The organism is Mesorhizobium sp. M0296, assembly GCF_040321675.1.
Lineage (GTDB): Bacteria > Pseudomonadota > Alphaproteobacteria > Rhizobiales > Rhizobiaceae > Mesorhizobium.
Window position 1 is genome coordinate 17,998 of the sequence record NZ_JAMYRZ010000008.1, and the last position, 25,317, is coordinate 43,314.

At 63.8% G+C, this 25,317-nt stretch carries 24 protein-coding genes and 1 tRNA gene; 11 read left to right on the plus strand and 14 right to left on the minus strand.

Annotated elements, in window-relative coordinates; all coding sequences use genetic code 11:
* The first annotated feature begins 76 nt into the window (after positions 1-76).
* Together NKI97_RS10125 and NKI97_RS10130 are read left to right on the plus strand one after the other, a co-directional pair.
* Positions 77-1,846: a glucan ABC transporter ATP-binding protein/ permease gene (locus tag NKI97_RS10125; RefSeq protein ID WP_023674425.1), complete on the plus strand. Its 1,770-nt coding sequence runs from the start codon at positions 77-79 to the stop codon at positions 1,844-1,846.
* Positions 1,847-2,109: 263 nt separating this feature from the next.
* Positions 2,110-2,862: a heme ABC transporter permease gene (locus NKI97_RS10130; protein WP_352833863.1), complete on the plus strand. Its 753-nt coding sequence runs from the start codon at positions 2,110-2,112 to the stop codon at positions 2,860-2,862.
* A 234-nt stretch (positions 2,863-3,096) separates the two neighbouring features.
* Here NKI97_RS10130 and NKI97_RS10135 read toward each other — a convergent pair whose 3' ends face one another.
* On the minus strand, positions 3,097-4,155 hold the full coding sequence (locus NKI97_RS10135; protein ID WP_352750466.1) for a D-TA family PLP-dependent enzyme: 1,059 nt from the start codon (positions 4,153-4,155) through the stop codon (positions 3,097-3,099).
* A gap of 246 nt (positions 4,156-4,401) precedes the next feature.
* On the opposite strand from NKI97_RS10135, the gene NKI97_RS10140 reads away from it, so the two are divergent.
* On the plus strand, positions 4,402-5,088 hold the full coding sequence (locus NKI97_RS10140; RefSeq protein ID WP_352750459.1) for a D-lyxose/D-mannose family sugar isomerase: 687 nt from the start codon (positions 4,402-4,404) through the stop codon (positions 5,086-5,088).
* 41 nt (positions 5,089-5,129) lie between these two features.
* Here the strand turns inward: NKI97_RS10140 and NKI97_RS10145 are convergent, their stop codons facing one another.
* From NKI97_RS10145 to NKI97_RS10175, 7 genes are read right to left on the minus strand one after another with little or no spacing between them, the layout of a single operon-like run.
* On the minus strand, positions 5,130-5,405 hold the full coding sequence (locus NKI97_RS10145) for a hypothetical protein (protein ID WP_352449242.1): 276 nt from the start codon (positions 5,403-5,405) through the stop codon (positions 5,130-5,132).
* 20 nt (positions 5,406-5,425) lie between these two features.
* Complete coding sequence (locus tag NKI97_RS10150) at positions 5,426-6,292, minus strand: RDD family protein (RefSeq protein ID WP_352833865.1); 867 nt, start codon at positions 6,290-6,292, stop codon at positions 5,426-5,428.
* Positions 6,279-7,310: a stage II sporulation protein M gene (locus NKI97_RS10155; protein ID WP_352833867.1), complete on the minus strand. Its 1,032-nt coding sequence runs from the start codon at positions 7,308-7,310 to the stop codon at positions 6,279-6,281. The genes NKI97_RS10150 and NKI97_RS10155 overlap by 14 nt, the downstream gene beginning before the upstream one ends.
* Positions 7,307-8,614 carry a DUF58 domain-containing protein gene (locus tag NKI97_RS10160; RefSeq protein WP_352833868.1) on the minus strand — a complete coding sequence of 436 codons (1,308 nt, stop codon included), beginning with the start codon at positions 8,612-8,614 and terminating at the stop codon, positions 7,307-7,309. Before NKI97_RS10160 ends, NKI97_RS10155 begins: the two co-directional genes overlap by 4 nt.
* Positions 8,611-9,567 (minus strand): AAA family ATPase, encoded by a 957-nt coding sequence (locus NKI97_RS10165; protein WP_352449246.1) that lies wholly within the window; start codon positions 9,565-9,567, stop codon positions 8,611-8,613. Before NKI97_RS10165 ends, NKI97_RS10160 begins: the two co-directional genes overlap by 4 nt.
* Entirely contained in the window at positions 9,554-10,753 is a 1,200-nt protein-coding gene (locus NKI97_RS10170; protein WP_352833871.1) for a DUF4350 domain-containing protein, read from the minus strand. The genes NKI97_RS10165 and NKI97_RS10170 overlap by 14 nt, the downstream gene beginning before the upstream one ends.
* Positions 10,750-11,376: a DUF4129 domain-containing protein gene (locus NKI97_RS10175; RefSeq protein ID WP_352458749.1), complete on the minus strand. Its 627-nt coding sequence runs from the start codon at positions 11,374-11,376 to the stop codon at positions 10,750-10,752. The genes NKI97_RS10170 and NKI97_RS10175 overlap by 4 nt, the downstream gene beginning before the upstream one ends.
* A gap of 160 nt (positions 11,377-11,536) precedes the next feature.
* Here NKI97_RS10175 and NKI97_RS10180 point away from each other — a divergent pair, with 160 nt between their 5' ends.
* Positions 11,537-12,292 (plus strand): hypothetical protein, encoded by a 756-nt coding sequence (locus NKI97_RS10180; protein WP_352833873.1) that lies wholly within the window; start codon positions 11,537-11,539, stop codon positions 12,290-12,292.
* 195 nt (positions 12,293-12,487) lie between these two features.
* A complete protein-coding gene (locus NKI97_RS10185) occupies positions 12,488-13,117 on the plus strand; it encodes a hypothetical protein (protein ID WP_352833875.1) in 630 nt (209 codons plus the stop codon).
* A 63-nt stretch (positions 13,118-13,180) separates the two neighbouring features.
* Here NKI97_RS10185 and NKI97_RS10190 read toward each other — a convergent pair whose 3' ends face one another.
* Genes NKI97_RS10190 through NKI97_RS10200 form a run of 3 tightly spaced genes read right to left on the minus strand, consistent with a single transcriptional unit; the run spans position 13,181 to position 15,920 of the window.
* Positions 13,181-13,957: an N-formylglutamate amidohydrolase gene (locus NKI97_RS10190; protein WP_352449250.1), complete on the minus strand. Its 777-nt coding sequence runs from the start codon at positions 13,955-13,957 to the stop codon at positions 13,181-13,183.
* Positions 13,957-15,276 carry a type I glutamate--ammonia ligase gene (locus NKI97_RS10195; protein ID WP_352833878.1) on the minus strand — a complete coding sequence of 440 codons (1,320 nt, stop codon included), beginning with the start codon at positions 15,274-15,276 and terminating at the stop codon, positions 13,957-13,959. The genes NKI97_RS10190 and NKI97_RS10195 overlap by 1 nt, the downstream gene beginning before the upstream one ends.
* A complete protein-coding gene (locus tag NKI97_RS10200; RefSeq protein ID WP_352745971.1) occupies positions 15,273-15,920 on the minus strand; it encodes a cysteine hydrolase family protein in 648 nt (215 codons plus the stop codon). The genes NKI97_RS10195 and NKI97_RS10200 overlap by 4 nt, the downstream gene beginning before the upstream one ends.
* A 241-nt stretch (positions 15,921-16,161) precedes the next feature.
* On the opposite strand from NKI97_RS10200, the gene NKI97_RS10205 reads away from it, so the two are divergent.
* The gene (locus tag NKI97_RS10205) at positions 16,162-16,593 is read left to right on the plus strand and encodes a YybH family protein (protein WP_352745968.1); all 432 of its coding nucleotides are present in this window, start codon (positions 16,162-16,164) and stop codon (positions 16,591-16,593) included.
* A gap of 338 nt (positions 16,594-16,931) precedes the next feature.
* On the opposite strand, the gene NKI97_RS10210 is transcribed toward NKI97_RS10205, so the two are convergent.
* Both NKI97_RS10210 and NKI97_RS10215 read right to left on the minus strand, forming a co-directional pair.
* A tRNA-Gln gene (locus NKI97_RS10210) sits at positions 16,932-17,005 on the minus strand.
* A 537-nt stretch (positions 17,006-17,542) separates the two neighbouring features.
* Positions 17,543-18,475 (minus strand): lysylphosphatidylglycerol synthase domain-containing protein, encoded by a 933-nt coding sequence (locus NKI97_RS10215; protein WP_352833881.1) that lies wholly within the window; start codon positions 18,473-18,475, stop codon positions 17,543-17,545.
* A 321-nt stretch (positions 18,476-18,796) separates the two neighbouring features.
* Here NKI97_RS10215 and NKI97_RS10220 point away from each other — a divergent pair, with 321 nt between their 5' ends.
* Together NKI97_RS10220 and NKI97_RS10225 are read left to right on the plus strand one after the other, a co-directional pair.
* Positions 18,797-20,197 (plus strand): Ppx/GppA phosphatase family protein, encoded by a 1,401-nt coding sequence (locus NKI97_RS10220; protein ID WP_352833884.1) that lies wholly within the window; start codon positions 18,797-18,799, stop codon positions 20,195-20,197.
* Positions 20,194-20,889, plus strand: coding sequence for an RlmE family RNA methyltransferase (locus NKI97_RS10225; RefSeq protein WP_352746285.1), 696 nt, complete (start codon positions 20,194-20,196; stop codon positions 20,887-20,889). Before NKI97_RS10220 ends, NKI97_RS10225 begins: the two co-directional genes overlap by 4 nt.
* A 181-nt stretch (positions 20,890-21,070) precedes the next feature.
* On the opposite strand, the gene NKI97_RS10230 is transcribed toward NKI97_RS10225, so the two are convergent.
* Positions 21,071-22,492 (minus strand): MFS transporter, encoded by a 1,422-nt coding sequence (locus NKI97_RS10230; protein WP_352746288.1) that lies wholly within the window; start codon positions 22,490-22,492, stop codon positions 21,071-21,073.
* A 295-nt stretch (positions 22,493-22,787) separates the two neighbouring features.
* Here NKI97_RS10230 and guaB point away from each other — a divergent pair, with 295 nt between their 5' ends.
* The 3 genes from guaB to NKI97_RS10245 are packed head-to-tail and all read left to right on the plus strand — an operon-like array spanning position 22,788 to position 25,309.
* The gene (gene guaB, locus NKI97_RS10235; RefSeq protein WP_352458563.1) at positions 22,788-24,290 is read left to right on the plus strand and encodes an IMP dehydrogenase; all 1,503 of its coding nucleotides are present in this window, start codon (positions 22,788-22,790) and stop codon (positions 24,288-24,290) included.
* A 31-nt stretch (positions 24,291-24,321) separates the two neighbouring features.
* Complete coding sequence (locus NKI97_RS10240; RefSeq protein ID WP_352692526.1) at positions 24,322-24,861, plus strand: hypothetical protein; 540 nt, start codon at positions 24,322-24,324, stop codon at positions 24,859-24,861.
* A 28-nt stretch (positions 24,862-24,889) separates the two neighbouring features.
* Positions 24,890-25,309, plus strand: a complete 420-nt coding sequence (locus tag NKI97_RS10245; RefSeq protein WP_352833887.1) for an MAPEG family protein — start codon at positions 24,890-24,892, stop codon at positions 25,307-25,309.
* Positions 25,310-25,317: the final 8 nt, after the last annotated feature.

The following is a 25,317-nucleotide window of genomic DNA, read 5'->3' on the forward strand; positions in this document are numbered from 1 at the left end:
ATTGTTTTGCGACGCGTCAACCGGTACGAGTCAAAAATGACGCACTGCACCATAAATAATTGGCGGAGTAGCTGAAGTGTCACTTCTGCAAATCTACTGGCGAGCGCTCGGTTATCTCGCTGCCGACAGGAAACGCGTTGCGTTTATCTGCGGGGCGAATGTCGCGCTTGCCATTATCGCCATTCTCGAGCCGATCATGTTCGGCCGGGTGATCGATGCCATTTCGGACCGCGGCTCGGTGTTCTCGACGCTCGCAATGTGGGCCGGCATCGGCGCTTTCAATATCGTCGCCTTCGTTCTGGTGGCGCGCGGCGCTGATCGCTTTGCCCACCAGCGGCGCAGCGAGGTTCTTTGCCAGTCGTTCGAGCGCGTCATCACCATGCCGCTTGCCTGGCATCATCAGCGCGGCACCTCCAATTCCCTGCACACGCTTCTGCGGGCAGTCGAGACCCTGTTCAGCCTCTGGCTCGAATTCATGCGGCAGCACCTGTCGACAGCGGTCGCGTTGGTTCTGCTGGTGCCCACGGCGCTCAGCATGGATATCCGCATGTCGATGGTGCTGCTGGCGCTTGGCGCGCTCTATGTCGGCATCGGACGGCTGGTGATGCGGCGCACCAAGGAAGGCCAAGCGGCCGTGGAGCGTCACTACCACAAGGTGTTTGCGCATGTGACCGACTCGGTCAGCAACGTCGCCGTCCTGCAGAGCTACAACCGCATCGGCCACGAGACCGAGGCGCTGAAGCGCTACGTCAAGAATCTGCTCGATGTGCAGAACCCCGTGCTCGACTGGTGGGCAATGGCCAACGCGCTGCATCGCCTGTCGTCGACGATTTCGATGATGGTGGTGCTTCTGATTGGCGCCTACCTGGTGACGCACGGCCAGTTGCGCATCGGCGACGTCATAGCCTTTACCGGCTTTGCCACGCTGCTGATTGCCCGGCTCGACCAGATGTCGGCTTTTGCCAACCAGATTTCCGAAGCGCGCGCCAAGCTCGAGGAATTCTATCATCTCGAAGACTCCGCTTCTGATGCCGCCGAGCCCGACGGGCTGCGCGACCTCGTCAACGTCACGGGTCATGTGCGTTTCGAGAATGTCTGCTTCGAGTTCGGTAATTCCGGGCAGGGCGTCGACGACGCGTCGTTCGAGGTCCAGGCCGGCCAGACCGTCGCCATCGTCGGCCCGACGGGCGCCGGCAAGACGACGCTCATCAACCTTCTGCAGCGCGTCTTCACCCCGTCCAGCGGCCGTATCCTGATCGACGGCATCGACACCCGCACGGTGACCCGCAAGTCGCTGCGCCATTCGATCGCCACCGTCTTCCAGGATGCCGGCCTGCTCAACCGCTCGATCGAGGACAACATCCGCGTCGGCCGCGCGGAGGCGACCTATGACGAGGTCCATGCCGCGGCCAATGCCGCCGCCGCGCAGGATTTCATCCTGTCAAAGTGCGAGGGCTACGACACGGTCGTCGGCGAACGCGGCGGACAGCTGTCCGGTGGCGAGCGCCAGCGCATCGCGATCGCCCGCGCCGTGCTGAAGGACGCGCCCATCCTGGTTCTCGACGAGGCGACCAGCGCGCTCGACGTCGAGACGGAAGACCGCGTCAAGGACGCCATCGACGAATTGCGGCGCGGCCGCACCACCTTCATCATCGCCCACCGCCTGACCACCGTTCGCGACGCCGATCTGGTCGTGTTCATGGACAAGGGCCGGGTGGTCGAGATGGGCGGGTTCACCGAACTGTCGCTGCGCAACGGTCGCTTCGCCAGCCTGCTGCGCGCCGGCGGCCTGCTCAACGACGAGGAGGTCCGCCGCCTCAGCCGTCCGGTGAACGAAGCCGCTTGAGCAGCGCGGCTTGCCTTCTCCCCTCGTGGGAGAAGGTGGCCTCGCGAAGCGAGGTCGGATGAGGGATGCTCCGGCTTGGCGCAAATCTTCATCCAAAATCCAGACGTCGGCGCACGGCGATCATTGGCGCCTCACTCCGTCCAGCATCCCTCATCCGGCTCGTCGCTACGCGCCGATCCACCTTCTCCCGCAGCAAGGGGAGAAGGGAAGACGTACCGCCGCTGCGGTTGCCGCAACTGCGCCGGCGGTCTATGTAAGGCGGCATGAGCGACACGACTTCACGCCTCTCCGGCTGGATGGACCTTGCCAACCCGACGCGGTTCGTCGGGCTGGCCGACAAGGTCGTGCCGTGGCTGGTGAGCGTTGCCGCCATCATCCTCGCTGTCGGCCTCTACATGAGCTTCACGGCGCCCGAGGACTTCCAGCAAGGCATCACCGTGCGCATCATGTATATCCACGTGCCTTTCGCCTGGCTTGCCATGATGTGCTACACGCTGATGGCGGTCGCGGCACTGGGCACGCTGGTCTGGCGCCATCCGCTGGCCGACGTGGCGCTGAAATCGGCGGCACCTATCGGCGCCGTCTTCACCGCCCTTGCACTGATCACCGGTTCGATCTGGGGCAAGCCGATGTGGGGCACCTGGTGGGTGTGGGACGCGCGGCTGACCTCGGTCTTCATCCTGTTCCTGATGTATCTCGGCATCATCGCGCTGACCCGCGCGCTCGACGATGCCGGGCGTGCCGCCTGGGCCGCCGCCATCATCACCCTGGTCGGCTTCATCAACATTCCGATCATCAAATTTTCGGTCGACTGGTGGAACACGCTGCATCAGCCGGCGTCGGTGTTCCGGCTCGGCGGCCCGACCATCGATCCAAGCCTGTTGTGGCCATTGCTGGTGATGGCACTCGGCTTCACCGTGCTGTTCTTCGCGCTGCACCTAACGGCGATGCGCACGGAAATCCTCCGCCGCCGCGTCATTTCGATGCGCCGGGTTGCCGCGAGACAGGCTAGCTGATCTTCGTCGAGTTCCTTCGCGCCCCCCTCTGTCCTGCCGGACATCTCCCCCTCAAGGGGGGAGATTGAATGTCACGTATCGTTTCGCCAATCGCGAATGTTGAAAGAGAGGCGCTACCGGCGAAGCTACCGATCTCCCCCCTTGAGGGGGAGATGGCCGGCAGGCCAGAGGGGGGCGCTGTCCCTCTAGCGTTTGAAGGATTTTGTACCTGAAGCGCACGCGCTCCAGCTGGACTCACCCCATCCGCCCGCGTGCTGCCACCGGCAGCGTTTCCAGCACCTTGTCGCCTTCGATCAGATGCACCTCGTCGAACAGGTTGGTGACGACGCAGCAATGGTCGGGCACGACGCGCACGCGCTCGCCGATGCGAAGCTCGGCGCCGCCTGACAGCGTGACGTTGCCGTGCTCTTCGCTGAGGCTGGTCACCCTTGCGCCTGAAATGCCCAGCAGCTCGCCGAAATCGGCGAGCCCCAGTGTGTCGCTGGACAGGGCCTTGCTGCCGGCGTCGAGGATGGCGCGTGTCGGCGTTGGGTGGCTGACCACCGTCGACAGCACCGTCAGTGCGCAATCGTCGAGGCTGCCGACGCCTTTGGCGACCTGGTAGCGGTCGAGATAGATGTAGGTGCCGGGCCGGTATTCGGTAACGACGCTGTGCTCGCCGGAACGCCACATATCGGGTGTGCCGCCGCTGGAGATGCGCTCGCAAGCAAGGCCGGCTGCGGCAAGTGCTTGCTGCGCATCGGCGAGCCACGCCTCGGTCTCGGCGGCGCGGCCAGCCCCCGGGTAGGTCATCAAGCCGCCGAAGACGAGCCCCCGGACCTTGTCGATCTCGCTCGCCAGCGCGACTGCCTCGCCGGCCGACTGCACACCGCAGCGGCCCATGCCGGTGTCGCATTCGACCAGCACCGGCAGGCGGTGGCCGGGATCGGTAAAGGTGGCGGCAAGTCCCGTGAGCGTGTCCATGCTGTCCGTTGTCACCGACAGGGTTACGCGGCCGTGCAGCGCCTTGAGGCGCTCCAGCTTGGCCCGCCCGAGGATATTGTAGGGCAGAAAGATGTCGGTCAGTCCGGCGTCGGCCATGACCTCGGCCTCGCCGATCTTCTGGCAGGTGATGCCGACGGCGCCGGCCGCGATCTGCTTCTTTGCCCAGTAGGGCAGTTTGTGGGTCTTGATGTGCGGCCTGAGCTTCAGCCCGTGCCGGTCGGCATGGGCCTGCGCCCGCGCGATATTGGCTTCGGCGCGGCCGGCATCGATCAGGATCGCCGGCGTATCGAGGTCGTCTATGCTGCGCATGGTCTCACCATCGGAAAGTTGGTTGACCTTATGGCCCTGATCGGACCGCATGTCATGGGGCCAGCGACAGCAGTTTGCATCGACACCGGATGGACGTTCGGCTATTGCGGTTTGAGCAATTCCAGGAAAAGTGTGAAACGGTTTTCCGTCCGGAATTGCGTCCAAAAAAAGATAGAGCGGTTCGGCGTTTCCGTGAAACGATGAACCGTTCTAGCGCTCGCAAAGCGACGGGAAGGAACCACGATCATGAAACGCTCCGCCATCAACGACATCATCCGCGACGCCGACGCCTTCATCCGCTCGTTCGGCTACATCATGCCGCCCTTCGCCTACTGGTCGCCGGAAGAGATGAAGGCGCGCCGGCAGGATTCGTCGGCAATCTTCTCGTCGCGGCTTGGCTGGGACATCACCGACTACGGCCAGGAGAAATTCGACGAGCTCGGCCTGTTCCTGTTCACCGTTCGCAACGGCCGCTACGAGGACATGAAGAAGGGCATGGGCATGCTCTATGCCGAAAAGATCATGATCTCGCGCAAGGATCAGCTGTCGCCGATGCATCGCCACAACATCAAGGCCGAGGACATCATCAACCGCGGCGGCGGCAAGCTGGTGCTGGAGCTGTTCATGCATGATCGCGATGGCGGCATCGATCCGAAGGCCGAAGTGACCGTGCCTGTCGACGGAACCATTCACAGGCTGCCTGCGGGTGGACTGCTGAAGCTCGACCCAGGCCAGAGCGTCACTTTGCTGCCGGGCGTCTGGCACGCCTTCTGGGCCGAGGGCAAGGACGTGCTGATCGGCGAGGTTTCGACCGTCAACGACGATCTCACCGACAACGTCTTCCGCGAGCCGATCGGCCGCTTCGCGGACATCGACGAGGACACAGCACCGCTGCACCTGCTGGTGTCCGATTATGAGAAGTGGGTGGGGTAGGGCAGAAGAGTCGGCAGGATTGTCGAAAAACGACCACGAATTCAATTCGTGCGATTAGCAATTCCACGTAGCCTGCGGACTTCGGCGATCAGGCGAGGGATGTCCTGGCGAGCGGCGGCAATGAAATCCTGGTCGGCAATCGTCGCGCCAGTCATTTCGATGTCTTCACCTCTATCCGGTCCTTGGCCGGTTTGGATGAAATTCGATCCTCCAGAAAAATCCCGGCCCTCGACCCACGATTTCCACGGGCCGGTCTGGGCCGCGGCAACTCGGGCTTCCATCTCTTGAAGTTCAAGCTCGGATAGAGATGTGTTCATGACAGCCTCGCGGAGCGTTGTTACCGTGCGTGCTTGTCGGCCCTGCGGTTGCCCAGCAGCAGCTTGCGCTCGAGATGCGCCCGCAATTCCCCGTAATACGCCGTCAGGAACGCGCGTGCGTCATGGGCTTGGGGTGCCGCGCCGATCTTGCGTCCGATCGTTTCGGCCACCGTCCGCAGGGCGAAATAGTCGTCGCGGCGCAGCACCTCCTCCAGCTTGTGGAGTTCGGCAATCCCGTAGGCATCGAGTTGGGCGTGGCTGAACCGGAAGGCGCCGGCCGCCGGATCCTGCCGTGCCGACAGGTCTTCAAGCAAGGCGCGCTTCGGCGCCTCGACCACCCAGGTCCCCGCCAACAGGTCGCCGATCCGCATGCGGTCTCGATTGAACAGCGGGAACAAGGCAAACAGCAGCGTCCACACCAGTCCGAACACCGTCGTCAGCGTGTCGGCAAGGTCGGTCCCGCTGCGTCCAACGATGATCGACAGCGGCAGGAACACCTCGATCTCGCGCATCAGGTTGCGGGCAATGACCTGGTCGATCGACAGGCCGTCTCCGCTGCGCGACGCGACCCGGATGCCGACGATCCGCTTGCCCGGCGTAGACGCGCGCCGGCCCGCTTCGAAGACGATGAAGTAGGCGTTGCGCAGAAAGAAGATCAGGATGATCCAGACGACGAAGAGCGGCTGAAATCCCTCGCTGCCAAGGCCTCCCACCCCGAATAGCGCGACGATCGTGATCACGATTGCAGCCACGGCGATGAACACGATGTCGAGCAGGAAGGCGGAGGCCCGCGTGCCGGCGTCGGCCAACTTTATCCGGAGATCGACGCCTTCGGGCGTGATCAGCGGCCGTATAGCCGCGAAGGCGGCGCGTTTAGCGATCGCCATGCCGCACCGCCCGGAACAGGTAGAAATAACCGATCCACAGCACCAGCATGCCACCGCCAACGCCGTAGCGCGTGACGTCGCTGGTGATGGTCTGCCTGCCAATGCCCTCGAGCAGCCCGGCAAACAGCAGCATGACTGAGACCCCGACCATGGCGTTCGCGGCGATGCGTCCGGCGCGAGCCGCTGCCGCCATGCGTGTCAATTCGCCGGGAAAGGCGATGCTGGTGCCGATGCGCATGCCCGCCGCGCCGGCCAAAGAGATTGCGAACAATTCGGTGGTGCCGTGGATGGCCAGCCAGCCGCCGAGCTCCATGCCAAGCCCCTTGGACCAATAGACTTGGAACAACGCCCCGATCATGCAGCCGTTGAACAGCATCAGCAGCACCGTCGGCACCGCGAAGGCAAAGCCAAGGGCGAAGGCCAGGATCGCGACCTGGACGTTGTGCGTGAACAGATAGGCGGCAAAGCCTGAGAGAAAGCCATTGTCGCCATCATAAAGCATGCCTCGCAGCAGTTCGGCCGAGGTGTCGGGGCCGCGGCTTCCTGCCAGGCCGGGCGGGATGATCGCGTCGAACCAGCTCTTGTCGGATGCCACCAGCCAGGCGCCTGCACCAATGCCGATCACCATCAGCGCGACCGACGCCAATGTCTCGCGCCACAGGTCGCGAATGGCTTCGGGCCAGTCATGCAGGAAGAAATCGGCGAGGCGCTGCCGCAGCCCGCGGCGCGCGCCGTAGAGATAGAAATAACCGCGCAGCGACAGCGCTTCGAGATAGCCGACCAGCGCATTATCGAGCGATGTCGCGCGCGCCACCGACAGGGAAGACAGCGCCGATCGATAGAGCAGCGGCAGCGACAGCAGCTCCTCTTCGGAAAGCGTCCGCGGCGCACGCTTCTCGACACGCGCCAGCAACGCCTCGAATGCCTTCCAGTCGGCCTCGCGCTCGCGGCGGAAGCTGGCCAGCGACTGGCGTACCGCGTCGCCGCGCACCGCATTGCCGCGTACCGGCGCCGTCACAGCAAATCCTCCTGCTTGAACTGCAGATAGCGCTCGACCAGCGCCGGACCGAGCCGGCTGTGGTCGGCTTCGATCACATGCGCCCCAAGCAGGCGCAGCCGGCCGATGACGACCTGCCTTTCGCGCAAAAGCCCTCCGGCGACGACCGCGCGGGCAACATCCTCGCCGGAGCGTGGCGGCATGTCGGCCAGGCCCTCCAGTTCGGTGTCCTTCATCATCATGAACAGCACGAGATGCCGTTCGGTGAGCCGGCCCACGGTGCGCAGCATCAATTCCGCGCTGATCGGATCGACGAAATCGGTGAAGATGATGACCAGCGAGCGGCGGTCGAGCCGCGCCGCCAGCGTCGTCAATGCCAGCGTGAAATTGGTCTCCTCGCTGGAGTAGTCGATCTCGGCGGCCCGTTTCTGGATCATCGCAAAGCTGGCGGGGCCGCGCACCGCGCCGCTCGAAACGCGCGGCCTTGCATCGAAGCCGAACAAGCTGACCATGTCACCGCCCTTCAGCGCGATGAATGCCGACAGCAAGGCGGCCGTCACGGCCCGGTCCACCTTCGGCACACCGTCGACCGGTTCGCACATCAGGCGTCCGCTATCGATGGCCAGCACGATATTGTTGTTCTCCTCGATGCGGAACTCGCGCGCCAAAAGCTTGCCGTGGCGGGCGCTGCGCTTCCAGTCGATCATGCGCCGGCCCATGCCCGGCTGGTAATCCTTGAGCGCGTCGAACTCGCGGCCTTGGCCGGCGCGGCGCTGCGCATGGCCTTCGGCAAGCGCCGCATGTTGCAGCAGCGTGATCGCCTCGCCGCGAGCGCTGCTGACGTCGGGCAGCACCGCAACCTTGCTTTCCACCGGCAGCACGACCTGGTTCCAGACCAGCCCGAATGGCCCGCGCCAGCGCACCCAGAGACGGTCGAAGCTGGCGACGCCGCGCCGCAGCGCCTGGAAGCGGAGGAAGAGCGACCCGCCTCCGGCGGTCGGCTGCAAGGCGCCGCCGCTGCCGCTCACCGGCGCCAGACGCGCATCGTGGCCGACGCGGGCCTCCGCGGCGCGCGGCCCCGAGTTACGGGCGGCGACGTGCACGCTGAACTCGCCGCCGACACCAACCTGCTGCGGCGCATCGATGCTGGCATTCAGCGATGCCCGTCCGCATCCGGCCGCGGCATCCACCGCCAGGAAGGCAAGCAGCAGGCAACTCCACAGCAACCCCAGATACCAGAACGACGGCAGTGCCAGCGCGGCCAGGAAGGCCGGCACCGCGCCGGCCGCAGCTGCCCATACCGCTCGGCCGCTGGGATAGATCAACGTGGTGCTTCCGTCTGGTCGACCAGGTCGGAGACGATCTGCTCGACCAGCCGGCCATCGATCTGGGCGGCGGGCGAAAGGATGACGCGATGACGCAGCGCCGGCACCGCCAGCGCCTTGACGTCGTCGGGGATCACATAGGCGCGTCCGTCCAGCGCCGCCCGGGCACGCGCCGCCCGCGCCAGCATGGCGCCGGCGCGCGGACTGGCCCCGACCTCCAGATCGGCATTTTCGCGCGTAGCCCGAACCAGCGCCGCTATGTAGCCGACGACATCGTCGACAAGGGTGACGGAGCCGACGACTTCAAGGGCCTCCTGCAGCGTTTCGCGATCCGTCTGCGCCTCGATGCCATATTGCGCGATGTCGTGCGAGGCGGAGCCGCCGCCGTGATGGACGATGATGGCTCGTTCTTCCTCGGGGCCGGGATAGCTGACGCGGTGCTTGAACAGGAAGCGGTCGAGCTGCGCCTCCGGCAGCGGATAGACGCCCTGGTGCTCGATCGGATTCTGGGTCGCGACGACCATGAAATTGCGGCCGAGCGAATGCGTGGTGCCGTCGAAGGTGACCGCATGTTCCTGCATCGCCTCGAGCAATGCGGCCTGCGTCTTGGGCGGCGTGCGGTTGATTTCGTCGGCAAGCAGGAGATCGCAGAAGATCGGGCCGCGCGTCAGCGTGAACTGCCCGGTCTGGAAGTTGTAGATGTTCGACCCGACGATATCGCCGGGCATCAGGTCCGGCGTGAACTGGATCCGCCCGTAGGCGATCCCAAGCGCCTGGGCGAAGCAGCGCGCCGTCATTGTCTTGGCCGTGCCCGGAGGACCTTCCAGCAGGATATGCCCGCCCGCAAACAAGGCGGTCAGCATCAGGTCGACCGTATCGTGCTGCCCGGTGATCGCCTTGGCCACTTCTTCCCTGATCCGTGTCGCCAGGGCCTTCACATCATCGACGTTCACCGAGCCTCCTTGCCGTCCAGTTATGCAGCCGTTCTGCTGCCTGTTGCATCTGCGTCAGATTCTTCGCCTCGCCGGCCGCTTGCGAGCGCGTCGTGAAGCCGCCGGCTTGCTCCTTATCGCGAGAGTCGAGCCAGTGGTCGAGCGCTTTGCCTTGCAACCCTTGCGGTGCGCCGAGCAGCGCGCCGGCGCGCACCCGCATCAAGGCCGCATAGCGGCCTCCCAGCTCGTCCAGCCGGCCGGCACGCCGCATGAGCGTCGCCGTCGTATCGACCAGCGCCCGCTTGCCGAAGGCGATCGCGCCCGGGCCGATACGCGGCGGGCCGAACCGGCCAAGGCCATGCAGGAACGCCAGCGCCGCAGCGATCAGGATGGTCAGTGTCAGCGCCAGGAACGGCGGCTCGACCAGAAGCTTGGCCAGATCATACTTCCGCCCCGCGCCGTGCAGCGTCAGATCGAACATCACCGGGCCGTCGTCAGGCTGGAGCAAGGCAATCAGCCCGAGCGCGGCTGCTGCCTTTTCGGGATCCTTGAGGGCGGCGTTGTTGATCAGGTCGGGGTCAGTCAGGATGAAAAAGGGTTTGTCTTGGAATTCGATGAGGACGGCCTTGCCGCTGCCTGCCGCAATGATCGGGTGATCGTCGGCAACCCATTGCATGTCTTGCGGCGCGGCGACGAGATGGCCCCGGATCTCGAGTTGCTCGACGGTGCTCCTGCCGACACCGAGCTTGGCCTTGGCGATCCGGCCGAGCCAATCGTTGACTACGGTGTCGGGCAAACGCTCGATTTTCATCTTCCATCCCTCATGCTGCTGGAGGGGCAAGGTCTGCCATTTGGGCAGCACGAAGAGAGTCTCGCGGTCATCGCGAAGCGCAAGAATGTGGTCGAGCGCCTCCGGATCGCTGTCGGGCGAGATGGTGACGATCAGCAGTATATCTCTGGCAAGGTCGTCTTCGGTCCGCGCCATCAAGGGCGCTTCGCCGGTGAGCCGCAGCCATTCCGCCAGGCCGGCGTAGCCGACGCCGCTTTTCGACAGCGGCGTGGCGCCGCCATTGCCGGGTTGCCGGAAATCGGGAGCATAGGTGGACAGCAGGAAGAAACCGGCCGCCGCAAGGAGGCTGGCGAAAATCCCCCAAAACAGTGTCTTTCGATTGAACGGCTCCTGTGCCTCGACCGCCGGTGCACTCACGTCCAGGCATCCCGGAAGGCGAAACGTTCATAGGCGCCGCGCGCCTGCCGCCAGCCTTCCGCGCCGACCGGCCGGCGCGCGAACAGCGCCGCCTCGACAATGCGGGCGATCTCGGTAAACGCATGGCGCGCCCTTCCCGGCAGGGAAGGGGCATTGGCGATGTCGCGCGCGGTGAGCGACGGGCGCAGGAAGTCCGGCAGCCGGCCGGCAATATCGGCGACGCTGCGCCGAAGCAAAAGGTGAACCGCCTCGTCGTAGTCGCCGCGTGCGGCCAGCGCATCCGCTTGCGACAACAGGATCTGCGCGGCGCCGGCGTCGGGGCGCCAGGCTTCTTCGTCTTCGACTTCGGGTCGGGCGCGCTGCCACGGCAGCCGCCAGGCGATGCCTTTCACCTCAAGGAAGACCAAAAGCAGGATGATTGCGACGCCCGATATCACCGCCCCCCAGAACAGATAGATCATGTAGGGACCGAGCCACGACAAAAAATCCTGCAGCGGTTTCAGCCACTCGGGCGGCTTCGGCGGCACATAGGCCGGCAGGTCGAACTGGATCGACTCATCGGCGATCAGCTGCTTGTGCAGATTGGTCAGCCGTTCGGCTTCCGCTGTGCCTGGCTGTGCCACCGCCACCCGCTCCCCTGCAACCTGTGGTTCCCAGCCGACACTGACAATGCAGCGGAACAATTGCAAGTGGGCTGGACGGCGACCGCCAAGCTTGGCAGATTTACCAGCGGGGCCGCCAGCCACATGCGGCGGCGAGGCAGGGGGACGTATCGTGACATCAGTGACACTGGAACGGCCGAACAAATTTCGCATCGGCAGGGTTTTCAACGACAGCTTCGCTGTCATCAGCCGCAATCCGGTGCTTTGCCTCGGATTGGCCATGCTGTTCTCAGGCTTGCCTACGCTTCTTTACCAGCTTTGGATTTGGAAATGGGCGACCAACGTCGAGGCTGGCGTTCCGGAGTTCTCAGCCCAACGAATCATTGCCACGATCGTTGGCGTGTTGGTTTCCATGACACTGTCGGCAATCCTGCAGGCGGCGCTGGTGCGTGCTGCGATCGAGGATCTGAACGGCAAGCGACCATTGATTGGCGATTGCCTCAAGACGGCAATCTCCCTCCTGCTGCCGGTAATAGGCATCGCGGTGCTGGTGAGCCTCGGCGCCGCCGCCGGCGCGATGCTTCTGCTCGTTCCCGGTATCATATTGTGGCTTCGTTGGTCTGTCGCTGTGCCTGTTTTGGTTCAGGAAAGACTGGGGGTCTTCGGCAGCATGAAACGCAGCCGGGAACTTACCAAAGGAAGCCGCTGGGCTCTGTTCGGATTCTGGATTGTCCTGTTCATAGCTGTGGTGCTGATCCAGGCCGTGCTCAGCCGTGCGATCATGGTCTTTGGCATAACCACCGGCATATTTCTTGGCGCCCTGGTGACAGCGATCGTATCCATTGTGACGTCGATCGCCCCGGCAGTCAGCTATGTCGAGCTGCGGCAAGTCAAGGAAGGCACCAGCGTCGAAGACTTGGCGGAAATCTTCTCGTAGCGGCAAGGGATTTGCTGCCTTCATCGCGTCAGGATCGGTCTGGACTGGATAGGTAATATCGTGGCGTCAATAACCCTGGACCAGCCCAACACATTTCGTATCGGCAGGGTTTTCGGCGCCAGCTTTGCGGTCATCGGCCGCAATCTCGCGCTCTGCCTCGGGCTTGCCCTGATTTTCTACACCTTGCCCAGATTCGTGTTTGCGCTCTGGTTCTGGAAATCCGTTACGAATATCGAGCATGGCGTTGCGGAATTCTCGGTTCAACGGCTCGTGCTCACGGTCGTTGGCGCGATCGGCTATGTGGTCCTTATGGCTTTCCTGGAGGCGGTGCTGACGCGCGCTGCGATCGAGGATTTGAGCGGCAAGCGGCCGTCGATGCGAGATTGTATGGGGACAGCCTTGGCGCTCCTGCTGCCGGCAATCGGCATTTCGCTGATTGTCAACATCGGCTTCACAGTCGGCCTCGTGCTGCTCATCGTTCCGGGATTGTTGTGGTTGGTTCTCTGGGTTGTAGCGATACCGGTTCTGATACAGGAACGTTTGGGAATATTCGCGAGTTTGGGCCGCAGCCGCGACCTTTCCAAGGGGAGCCGCTGGCGTCTGCTCGGTCTCTGGTTTCCCCTATTCGTGGCTTCGGTCGCAATCAATTTTGCGTCGGACCGCGTCCTATCTTCCTTAGGCATTACGCTCGGGTTCTTCCTGGACGCCTTGCGGGGCGCAGCCGAGCAAGTCGTATTGTCGATCGCCGCAGCGGTCAGCTATGTCGAATTGCGGCAAGTCAAGGAAGGCACCAGCGTCGAAGACTTGGCGGAAATCTTCTCCTGAGGACGGGTGGAGGCTTTTCACCGACGGCTCGGCTCTCGCGTTGCGCTACTGAGCCGAGCTTGTTCACAAAGCCTGTGTCTGCACCGGCAATGCCGCCGCCAGCCGCTTCGCCCATTCCTCGATGCCGGAGCGGCTCGCGAGCAGGTCCTGCCTGATCTCGATGAGGACCGCGGGAATGCCGCGATCGTCGCCGTGGACGGGTATGGCATAGTCGCCGTCGCGGCTGATCACGTAGGGCTCGTTTGCCGCGGCGTTGAGCCCGCTGTCGGCGCGCAGGCCGGCAAGCACTGCCTGGCCGAAATCGACTGCCCGATCGTAAAGCACGCCGGCGTGCCAGGGCCGCGCAATGCCGAGGAAGACCGGCGTGAAGGAGTGGATCGTCGCGATCCGCGTCGGTCTGCCCTGCTTCGCCCGGTCGTCGAGATGGGCGGCCACGCGGTCATGAAACGGCGCGAACATGACTTCGGCACGCCGACTTCGTTCCTCCGGATCGAGGCCGACATTGCCGGGGATGTCCGTGTCCTCCGATAGCGCCGGAATGCTGCCGCCGGAACCAAGCGGCCGGTTGAGATCGATCAAAAGCCGCGAATAGGAGCTGAGGAAAGCCGGAGCATCGAGCAGCTTCGACAGAGCGCGGGTCACTTCGGCGGCGCCGATGTCCCAGGCGATATGGCGCTGCAAATGGCGGCTGTCGAGACCGAGCCGCGCATACTCTGCCGGGATGTGATTGGACGCGTGCTCGCATATCAGAACGATATCGGAACGCCCCGTTTCGTTGATCGCTTCGACCGTTGGAAGCCAACCTTCCGGTAGGATGGCGTTAGCAAGCGGCTCAGCCATCAATACAGCGTCCGGTAGAGATCGCAGACAGCCACTGGGTCGAGACCGGCGAGGCGCTCGGTCTCATGCCGCTTGAGGCCGACAAAAGTCTCGACGAACACCGGCGCGAACCATCCGGTGACGGTCTTGTCGGCGACGAGCGCGTCGAGTGCCGCCGGCAGCGTTTCCGGCAGCCGCACGAGGCCAAGCTTCTTGCGCTCGGCAACGCTCATCAGCGTCGGGTCGCCCGAGACAAGCGGCGGCGCCGGCAGCTTGGCCTTCAGCCCCTCCAGCCCGGCGCGCACGATCGCCGCCAGCGACAAATAGGGATTGCCGGTGGCGTCGGCTGCCCGGTATTCGATGTTGTACTGCCGCGCCGGATCGCGCCCGCCGATGGTCACCGTCGGGCAGATGCGCAGGCTCGCCTCGCGGTCGCGATCGGCAAGCCAGGTGTAGGACGAGCTCCAGCTATGCGGCCTCAGCCGGTAGTAGGACGACACACTCGCCGCCGTCATGGCGGTGATCGCGGGCAGGTGGCGCAGCACGCCGGCGCAGAACGAAGCGGCACGGCTGGAAAGGCCGCCAGGCTGGGCCGGGTCATAGGTCGCCGGCTTGCCGGCCTCATCGACGAAACTGAAATGGATGTGGACGCCGTTGCCGACGGCATCCGGCGCGATCTTGGGCGCGAAGCTCGCCCGCCAGCCGGCACATCGCGCGACTTCGCGCGTGATCTCGCGGATGGCGACGGCGCGATCGGCCGCGGCAAGCGCATCGGCCGGCTCGCACGTCACCTCGAACTGGTCGGTGCCGAATTCGGCGATCACCACTTCCGGCGCGACGCCGGCTTCCGCCAGCGCCGCCATCAGATTGGCGGCAAACGGGTCGGCGCGGCGCAGTGCTGCCAACGACATCGAATGAGCCGGCCCAAAGTCGCCCTCGATATGGAATTCATGCTCGAAGGCGGCGATGACGGAAAGCCCGGCCGCTGCCTTCAACTCCGCCAGCGCATCCTTGAGCATGGTCCGCGTACAGCCGACCCACGGGCTGCCGTCGAGTTCGACGATGTTGCCGGCGACCATGTCGAAAGGCGTCGCCGATCCGGTCAGCGCCGTGCGAAACCGCCCGTTGAGATCGGGAATGAGCCGCACATCGCCCGACGAGCCCCACGGATTGGGGTCGACGATCGAGTTGAACGGCGTCAGCGACAGATTGGCCTGCAGCCAGCCGACCCCGGTCGCCGCGATCTTCTGCAGCTTGCTTTCGACGACGGAGCGGCCGCGCGTGATCGCCGAAAGGTCGGTGGTGACGACGGCAACCAGCGGTTCGACGGTCGATGTCATGCAGCTTTTCCCAAGGCTTCGAAACGGCCCGTAACGGTGGCGGTATCAGCGACCCAGCAATAGCCACCGAAGGCTTTTAGCGCGCCGTCATGACGCTCTTGCGAGGCGGCGGCGCAGGCGTCGGATACACAGGTGACGAGGTAGCCGCGATCGGCGGCATCGCGTACCGCCATGTCGACGCACTGGTCGGTCATGATGCCGGCGACGACCAGGTAACGCACGCCGAGGTTTTTCAGGACATAATCGATGTTGGTGGAGTTGAAGACGCCCGACGACGTCTTCGGCAGCATGATCTCGTCGCCGACCGGCGCCAGCGACGGCACCGGCAGTCCCTCCGGCTGGCTCGGCGCGATATGGATCGGCGTCAGCTTGTGGTCGAGCGAGCGGTCGCGGCCGTCTTCGGTCAGGCTCTGGATGATGGTATGGATCACCTCGACGCCGTTGGCCCGCGCCGCCGCCAGAAGGCGCTCCTGGTTGGGGATCGTTTGCGACGCCGTCTGCCGGTAGAAATAGTGATCGGGACCGCGCTCCGGATGCGCCGGATCGGCCCCGGGCTCCAGCCAGACGCGCTGCATGTCGACCAGCAGCAGCGCGGTTTCGCCAGCCCGGAACGGCTCGTTTCGTTTTGGCAGTGATGGCGTCATGCTTGGGGGTCCTGCTTCGCTGATCACGTCTGGCTGATTTAGCTGATTTTGGTCCACGCGTCCTGCGTCGCGAACACACTTACTGGGAGTATTCGAAGTCGCTAATTTAAGGTAAGCTTTGTTTTCGGGCGTGGAGACGGGGGTCTCTGTCATGATCGATTGAGCCGAACGCCTACGGCGAAGTGAAGGGCGGATGAAGTGCTTGATAGAGTTCTCTTTTTAGTCATGGGGCGATGTTAAGATGTTAGCCTCCGACCTGACGAAATTTATCGAGCAGGATCATCTGGCTCTGGATGCCTTCGTAAAGGGCGATCCTGAGCCCCTGAAAAACCTCTACTCGCGACAGGACGACGTCATTATTGCCAATCCCTTTGGCCCGCCGGCGAAGGGATGGAGAAAGGCCGCTGAGACGATGGAACGGGCCGCCACCAATTACCGGCACGGCAAGGCCATCGGCTTTGAGCGCATCTCGGAGTATGCGACAGCCGACTTGGGATACATCATCGAGGTCGAGCGGTTCCAGTCCAAGGTCGGTGGTGGCAACAAACTGGTGCCGATTGCGCTTCGAGTCACCACCATATTCCGGCGCGAGGAAGGCGCGTGGAGGATCGTCCTTCGTCATGCCGATCCGATAACCTCGGCACGCCCGTCGACGTCCATTGTCGGGGAGTAGAAGGGTTGCCGGAGAGGTTTTAGGTGCACTGATTTCTTTTCGCCTGCCTCGTTTTCCGGGTTCTCACGGCTTTGCCGATTGCCCGATCTCGGTCCCAAGGGGTGCATCAAAATCGTAACATCGGCGACGCGGCGATACTGGAGAGGGCGACACGGGAAAAAGTGCACTGTCACCGTAATTCCGCGGACAAGGTGCACCATGCGGCGGGGACGAAATGATAAAAATTGCACTGTCACCGTAATTCAAGGGAAGCATCGCGCAAGATCACCGCAGACGCAAGCATCGCCCTACACAAGTGTCGGGCAAAATCGTGTCTACGTTATTGAAAGAGAATCAACTGGCTGGGGAACCTGGATTCGAACCAGGACTAACGGAGTCAGAGTCCGTGGGTCTACCGTTAACCTATTCCCCAGCAGGCGCTTGTCGCGCAGGGTGGGCCGCCAGGCAGCCGCGCGGCCCTTGTAGCCGCCGCCGGAAAATAGTCAACCCTGCCGTAGGCATTTCAATCGGCACACGATTGCTGCAGGTTTTTAATTCGCCTCCCATCCGTACACATTTCGGGGCGAGACAGTGAAATCATTGGATCGCTGCGCGCTTCGGCTACTGTAACGGCATGGATCCTAGGGTCTCCGCGACGTCGCTTCGCTCCTGCTCCGCCCTAGGATGACGAACGGAGTGTTATTTCGGCCAATCTCCAGGATTGTGACTTGCGCCAGTTTCCAGACATTTGCGACTGTCCCAGTGCCAATTTCCAACAGCTGCGATTAGCCAAAAGCCAACACGCCCTCGTCATCCTAGGGCGGAGCAGGAGCGAAGCGACGTAGCGGAGACCCTAGGATCCATGCCGTGACCTTCGAGCTTCGCAGCGTTGAAACAGCAGGCCGCGCCTGGCCTTGCGACCCTCTGCCCATTCTTCACGCGCAGTCTGCAGCGCTTGCCCCCTGATGTCTCAACTCTCGCTGCGGCTGTATTGCGAGTGCTCGAAGAACAGCACCACGCCGAGCGCGATCAGCAGCGGGATGATCAGGTAGAACAGCCGGAACACCAGCAGCGCCGCCAGCACGCCGACCTGGTCCATATGCGACAAGCCGGCAAGGAACACCACCTCGAAGACGCCGAGCCCGCCCGGCGCATGCGAGATCTGCGCGATCGAGAACGACACCAGGAACACGCCGAGCACGACGAAATAGCCGGGATTGCCCGCGGCGGGCAGGGCGAAGAAGATGATCGCCGCTGCCGCCAGGAGCTCGATCGGGCCGACCAGCAATTGCCGCGCGACGATCGGCAACGCCGGATAGTGCAGCTGAAAGCTGCCGATCCTGAGTGGTCTCAGATGCAGCCAACTGCCGAATATGTAGGTCGCCACCACGAGCAGCATGGCGAACCCACCTGCTTGCGCCAGCCGGTGATGCGGCGTGCCGGAAAACCGGTCGATCACCTCGGGCTCGAGCAGCAGGACGATGCTTGAGACGAACAGCGTCGACAGCACGAAGGTGATCCAGCAGATCGCCACCAGAATGCCGACATCCTGCCCGGTCAGGCCCTTGGTGCCGTAGGCGCGGTAGCGGATCACCGCACCGGAAAACACCGAGCCGCCGATGTTGTGCGACAGCGCGTAGGTGGTGAACGAGCAGAAGGTGACGAACAGCCACGATACTTTCTTGCCGATGTGCAGCAGCGCGATGTGGTCGTAGCCGGCGAGCGAGGCATAGGCGACGACCGAGCTCAGCGCCGCCAGCACCCAGCCGCGCGCCGGGATGGCGATTATGCCGGCCCAGACATCGTCGAGCGAGATGCCGCGCAATTCGTGCAGCAGCAGCCACAGCGAGAACACCACCGCGGCGATGCCGATCACGGGCCAGAAATAACGCCTCCAGTTCATGGCCTGACGATCATGCGTTGCAGCCCGTACCCGTTTTCGCAGCAGGCAAACCGCCCGCGTTGCCGAATGATTTACCCTCCATTTCAGAAATGCCTCATTGAAGCCGGCTATTCAACCGGGAAGGCGCGTTGTGGCGCTCGCGCCTTCCCTTCTCTCAAGGGGACAAGGGGTCACCGACGTCGCCGCCTTCACGCCGCCGGCAAAATTCGCCGCGAGCGCTCTTGGTGATCCGGCCCGGCGCTGATAGTCTGGCGACAACTTGGCATGTAAAAGCGCCTGCTGCGTCCGATCTCGGTTCGCGCGGCGCCGGAAGGAACGACAGTGGAAGACCACGACGCCGGCGCTGGCGCGCCGGAAGTGGGCGTGTCCAGGGGTTCGCCGACGCCGTCCGGCCAGGCAAGCCCATCCACCGGACGCTACGGCCGTCAGGTGCAACCCTGGTCCGGCAATGGACAGGCTGGCGACACGTCCCACGATTACAAGGGTCAGAACGGCCCGCATCAGAACGGCAAACCCAAGAAACGGCGCAAGCGCCGGCGCGGGCGCAAGGTTTTCGCACGCGACGAGGCTCGTCCGGTGATATCAGGCACTTCGGTGCCCGTCGCCAACGAGGCCCCGGCCGCGCGCCTACCCCAGCCAGCGGCTTCGATCGCTTCCCCGTCTTCGCTCGCGCAATTGCCTCCAGCCTCGCCAAGGCCGGAGCAAGGTGCCCGCACATCGCCGCCGCTGCAGGAATTGCCGGTGTTTGCCGCGCTCGATCTCGGCACCAACAATTGCCGCCTGCTGGTCGCGGTGCCGACGCGCCATGGCCAGTTCCGCGTTATCGATGCCTTCTCGCGCATCGTCAGGCTGGGCGAGGGCCTTACCGCCAATGGCCGGCTCGGCGACGCCCCAATGGACCGCGCGGTCGAGGCTCTGAAGATCTGCGGTGACAAATTGCGCAACCGCAAGGTCAGGAAGGCAAGGCTGATCGCCACCGAGGCCTGCCGGACCGCCGCCAACGGCGTCGAGTTCCTCGAGCGCGTCGAGCGCGAGGCCGGCCTGCGGCTCGAGATCATCGACCGCCAGACCGAGGCGCGGCTGGCGGTGTCGGGCTGCGGCTCGCTGGTCGAGCGCGACACGCAAGGCGTCGTGCTGTTCGACATCGGCGGCGGCTCGTCCGAAATCGCGCTGATCGACCTCACCGGCCACCGCTCGCCAAGGCTCGCCAACCACATCGTCTCGTGGACCTCGCTGCCGGTCGGCGTCGTTTCGCTGGCCGAGCGTTTTGGCGGCCGCACGGTGACGCGCGAGATCTTTGGCGCCATGGTCGACGATGTCGCAGTGCGGCTGCGCGCCTTCGACGGGCGCGACCGGCTGAGCCACCTCCTGTCCAGCCCGAAATTCCATTTGCTCGGCACCTCGGGCACGGTGACGACGCTGGCCGGCGTCCATCTCGATCTCGAACGCTATGACCGCCGCCGCGTCGACGGGCTGTGGATGGATCGCGACAGCGTCGACCGCATGGTCGAAAAACTGGTCGGCTGGGATTTCCAGCAACGCGTCGCCAACCCTTGCATCGGCGCCGACCGCGCCGACCTGGTTCTGGCCGGCTGCGCCATATTGGAGGCGATCCGCGCCGTCTGGCCGTCGGAGCGGCTGCGTGTCGCCGACCGCGGCCTGCGCGAGGGCATATTGAGCGAATTGATGGCCGATGACGGCGTCTGGCGGCGAGGGCAATGACCAAGAAACCGGAAAGACCGAGCTCCGCCGGCCTTCGCGTGCTGAAGACGAAGATCAAGAAGAAAAGCGGCTTGAAGGAATCGTCGCGCCGCTGGTTGCAGCGCCACATCAACGATCCCTATGTCCAGCGCTCGAAGGCCGACGGCTATCGTTCGCGCGCCGCCTACAAGCTGATCGAGATCGACGACAAGCACCATCTGCTCAAGCCAGGCATGAAGGTGATCGACCTTGGTGCGGCGCCCGGCGGCTGGTGCCAGGTCGCCGCCGCGCGTACCAAGTCGACCGCGGAACACCCTAACGTCGTCGGCATCGACTATCTCGAGATGGACGCCGTGCCGGGCGCGCCGGTGCTGCTGATGGATTTCCTCGATCCGCAGGCACCCGAAAAGCTGGCCGAGACGCTGGGCGGCCAGCCCGACATCGTGCTCTCCGACATGGCCGCACCGACCACCGGCCACAAACGGACCGACCACATCCGCACCATGCATCTTTGCGAGGTGGCGGCCGATTTCGCGCTGTCGGTATTGAAGCCTGGCGGACATTTCCTCGCCAAGACGTTTCAGGGCGGCGCCGAAAACGAATTGCTGGCCAGGCTGAAACGGAATTTCCGCTCGGTCCATCACGTCAAGCCGCCAGCCTCGCGCGACGAATCGGTGGAGCTGTATTTGCTGGCAAAGGATTTTAAGGGGTAGCGCCCTTTCCTTCTCCCCTTGTGGGAGAAGGTGGCCTCGCGAAGCGAGGTCGGATGAGGGGTGTTCCAGCTTGGCAACACGCTTGCAGTTATCATCGCCTCATTTCTTCCAACACCCCTCAACCGTCTCGGCGCTGCGCGCCGATCCACCTTCTCCCACAAGGGGAGAAGGGAAGGGGTCCTCAATTCCCCGGCGGGCTCACCGGCTCCAGCGTCTTCGGCGGCGTCAACCTGCCATGCCCCGACACGGCATTGCCGGCGTCCGGCGCCAGCCGCATGAACGACAGCGAGGCTGCCGCCGATACCGCCGCTACGATGAAGAAGGCGGTGTGGAAGTCGCTCAGCGTCAGCGGGCCGCCATGGATATTGGTCGACACTTCCAGGATGCCGCCGGCCAGCGCCACACCGAGTGCGATCGCCAACTGCTGGAACACCGCCGTGATCGGCGTCGCCTTGCTGGTGTCGGCCGCCGAAATCTCGGCGTAGGCTAGCGCATTGATGCCGGTGAAGAACATCGAACGGATGAAGCCCCCGGCGAGCAGCATGGCGAGGATCAGCCCGTAGGGCGTGTCGGGTGTGAACAGGCCGTTGATCGCGATGGACGCGGCAGCGATAAGCGAGCCTGAAATCAGCACCCGGCGGAAGCCGGCGACCCTGAAGATCAGGGCGGTAACGAATTTCATGCCTATGGCGCCGATTGCCGAGACGAAGGTGATCATGCCGGACTGAAATGGAGTCAGCCCGAAACCGATCTGGAACATCAGCGGCAACAGGAAAGGTACGGCACCAATGCCGATGCGGAACAGTCCGCCGCCGAGCACCGACGAGCGGAACACCCGATTGCGAAACAGCTCGAGCGCCAGCGGCGGATTCTTGGCGCGGCGCGCGTGCAGCAGGTAAAGCACCGCCGATGCCAGCCCGACGGCAACGGTGATAAAGCCGGCAACTGGCGGCAGAGCCGGCAGGCTGACCACCGACAGGCCGAACACAATGCCCGATGCCGCCAGCCCGCTTAGCACGAAACCGATGAGATCGAGCGGCGGCGTCTGCGCGGCGTCGGTCTTCGGCAGGAAACGCGTGGCCAGCCAGATGCCGATCAGCCCGATCGGCACATTGATCAGAAAAATCCAGTGCCAGGAGAAATAGGTCGTGATGAAGCCGCCGACCGGCGGGCCGACCAGGGGGCCGACCAGAGCCGGGACAGTCAGCCACGACATGGCGGCGACGAGCTCGCTTTTCGGCGTCGCGCGTACCAGCACCAGGCGTCCGACCGGCGTCATCATGGCGCCGCCAATGCCTTGCAGGAAACGTGACACCACGAAAGCCGGCAGCGAATTGGAAATGGCGCACGCGACCGAACCGACGATGAACACGGCGATCGCGGCACGGAAGACATTCTTGGCGCCGAAGCGGTCGGCCATCCAGCCGCTTATCGGAATGAAGATCGCCAGCGATACCAGATAGGCGGTCAGCGCCAGCTTGAGCGCGATCGGGCTGGTGTGGATGTCGATGGCGATCGCCGGCAACGATGTCGCAATGACGGTCGAATCCATGTTTTCCATGAATAGAGCGACCGCCAGGATAAGCGGAATGGTGCGGTTCACGATGGATCCGGCCTTGAAATGTGCGTCGCGATTGCTTGCCGGCCTTGGGGGCCAAACCGACAGGTAGGGCGGTTATCATGGCTTGGCCCGGATGTCGCATTAATTTGCTGTCACGTTTGTGCGACCGCAAGTCTCGCAGCCCCTGGGGCAAAATGCAGCTTCGCCACTACACAACCATCGGCTTTTCAACGGCCACGGGACGTGTTACGAGCCAGCGCCAATCCTGAAAGGGAAGAAGACGAGTCGGCGCTGTCCATCCAGGGCGAGCGCCTTTCCTGCATTCCGAGGGCTGGCCATGGCAAAAATCATCGAGACGTCCACCGGCGCATTGGCGCTGACCTTTGACGACGTGCTGCTGCAGCCGGGTCATTCCGAGGTCATGCCCGGCGAGACCGACATCCGCACCCGCATCGCCGGCGACATCGACCTCAACGTGCCGATCCTGTCGGCCGCCATGGACACGGTCACAGAGGCGCGGCTCGCCATCGCCATGGCCCAGGCCGGCGGCATTGGCGTCATCCACCGCAATTTCTCGCCGGCCGAACAGGCCGAGCAGGTGCGGCAGGTGAAGAAATTCGAATCCGGCATGGTGGTCAACCCGGTCACCATCGGTCCCGAGGCGACGCTTGCCGATGCGCTGGGTCTGATGCGCACCTACAGCATTTCGGGCATTCCGGTGGTCGAGAACGGCGGCACCGGCGGCCACACAGTCGGCCGGCTCGTCGGCATCCTGACCAACCGCGACGTCCGCTTCGCGTCCGATCCGGCGCAAAAGGTCTATGAGCTGATGACCCGCGAGAACCTGATCACGGTCAAGGAGAACGTCGATCAGGACGAGGCCAAGCGGCTGCTCCATCAGCACCGCATCGAGAAGCTTGTTGTGGTCGATCGGGACGGCAATTGCGTCGGGCTGATCACGGTCAAGGACATCGAGAAGTCGCAGCTCAACCCGCACGCCACCAAGGATGCGCAGGGGCGCTTGCGCGCCGCCGCCGCCACCAGCGTCGGCGATGACGGTTTCGAACGCGCCGAGCGCCTCATCGACGCCGGCGTCGACCTTCTCGTGATCGACACCGCGCACGGTCATTCGCAGCGCGTTCTGGATGCGGTGACGCGGGCCAAGAAGCTGTCCAACTCGGTTCGCATCCTGGCCGGCAACGTCGCCACCGCGGAAGGCACCTTGGCGCTGATCGATGCCGGCGCCGACGCGGTCAAGGTCGGCATCGGACCAGGCTCCATCTGCACCACCCGCATCGTCGCCGGCGTCGGCGTGCCGCAGCTCTCGGCGATCATGTCGGCGGTCGAGACGGCGCAGAAATCCGGCGTTTCGGTCATTGCCGATGGCGGCATCAAATATTCGGGCGATCTCGCCAAGGCACTGGCCGCCGGCGCCAGCGCGGCGATGATCGGCTCGCTGCTGGCCGGCACCGACGAGAGCCCGGGCGAGGTCTATCTGCACCAGGGCCGCTCCTTCAAAGCCTATCGCGGCATGGGCTCGGTCGGCGCGATGGCGCGCGGCTCCGCCGATCGTTATTTCCAGGCCGAGGTGCGCGACACGCTGAAACTGGTCCCCGAGGGCATCGAAGGGCAGGTGCCGTACAAAGGACCTGTGTCTGGCGTGCTGCACCAGCTTGCGGGCGGCCTGAAAGCCGCTATGGGTTATGTCGGTGGCCGCGACCTTGCCGATTTCCGCGAGCGCGCCACTTTTGTGCGGATATCCAATGCCGGACTTCGTGAAAGCCACGCCCATGACGTCACGATTACCCGCGAAAGCCCGAATTATCCTGGCGGAGCCTGATCGCCATGCGCTTTGGCGCAATCTGGCGGCAATGATCCTGCGGCTGTCGCGCCACGCGGCCGCACTCTGTGTCGCCACCGTGGCGGTTTTCATCATCATGACGGCGATGGAGTTCCTCTATTTTCGCCAATTGAGCGGCGGTCTGCCGTCGCTCGACATGCGCTATACCGGTTTCACCCCGGATGAGGGCATGGCCTGGCTAACAGCCCTCGGCCGGCGCGGCAGCGAAATTATTCTCGTCTGGCATTACCTGACCTTCGACCTGCTTTTTCCGGCGCTGCTATCGCTGACGATGGTCAGCCTGATCCTGGCCACGGGCCGACGGCTGAAGAATTTCCGTGCACTGCCTGCGCAAACCCAGTCGATATTCGCGGTTGTGCTGGTGCTGCCCTACCTGCTTACCGACTATGCCCAGAATATCGCCGTGGCTCGTCTTTTGTCCGATTTTCTGTCGGCCAATCCGGATTCGCTATCCTTCGCCTCGGCGCTGATCGTCACCAAATTCGCCCTACTGGCGATACCAGTGACTGTCATTGCGGCTTTCACTCTGATGGCTCAGAAACGGCCTTGAAGGCTGGGTGACAACGACAGGGGGCGTCTTGAACCAGACCGCGATCTTCTGGCCGATGCTGGCGCAGGTGCTGCTGGTCTATATCGTCTATATCGTAATGGGCCGGCGCCGCTATGGTGCGGTCAGATCGGGCGAAGCCAAGACCGGTCAGTTCAAGACGCGCTCGACGGAGCCTGGTTCCAGCGTCACCGTCGCCGACAATCTGAGCAACCAGTTCGAACTGCCGGTGCTTTTCTACGTCTTATGCTTGACGCTGGACGTGACCAATGGCGTCAATTACCTGACCTTGGCACTGATGTGGATCTTTGTCGTCTCCCGCTATTTTCACGCATCGGTCCACTTGACCAGCAATCGGCTAATCCTGCGCAGCAGGGCATTCTACCTGGGCGCGGTAGTTCTCGCACTTGGCTGGATATGGGTGGCGCTGCATCTGCTCGGCTTGGTCTGAGCAGATCA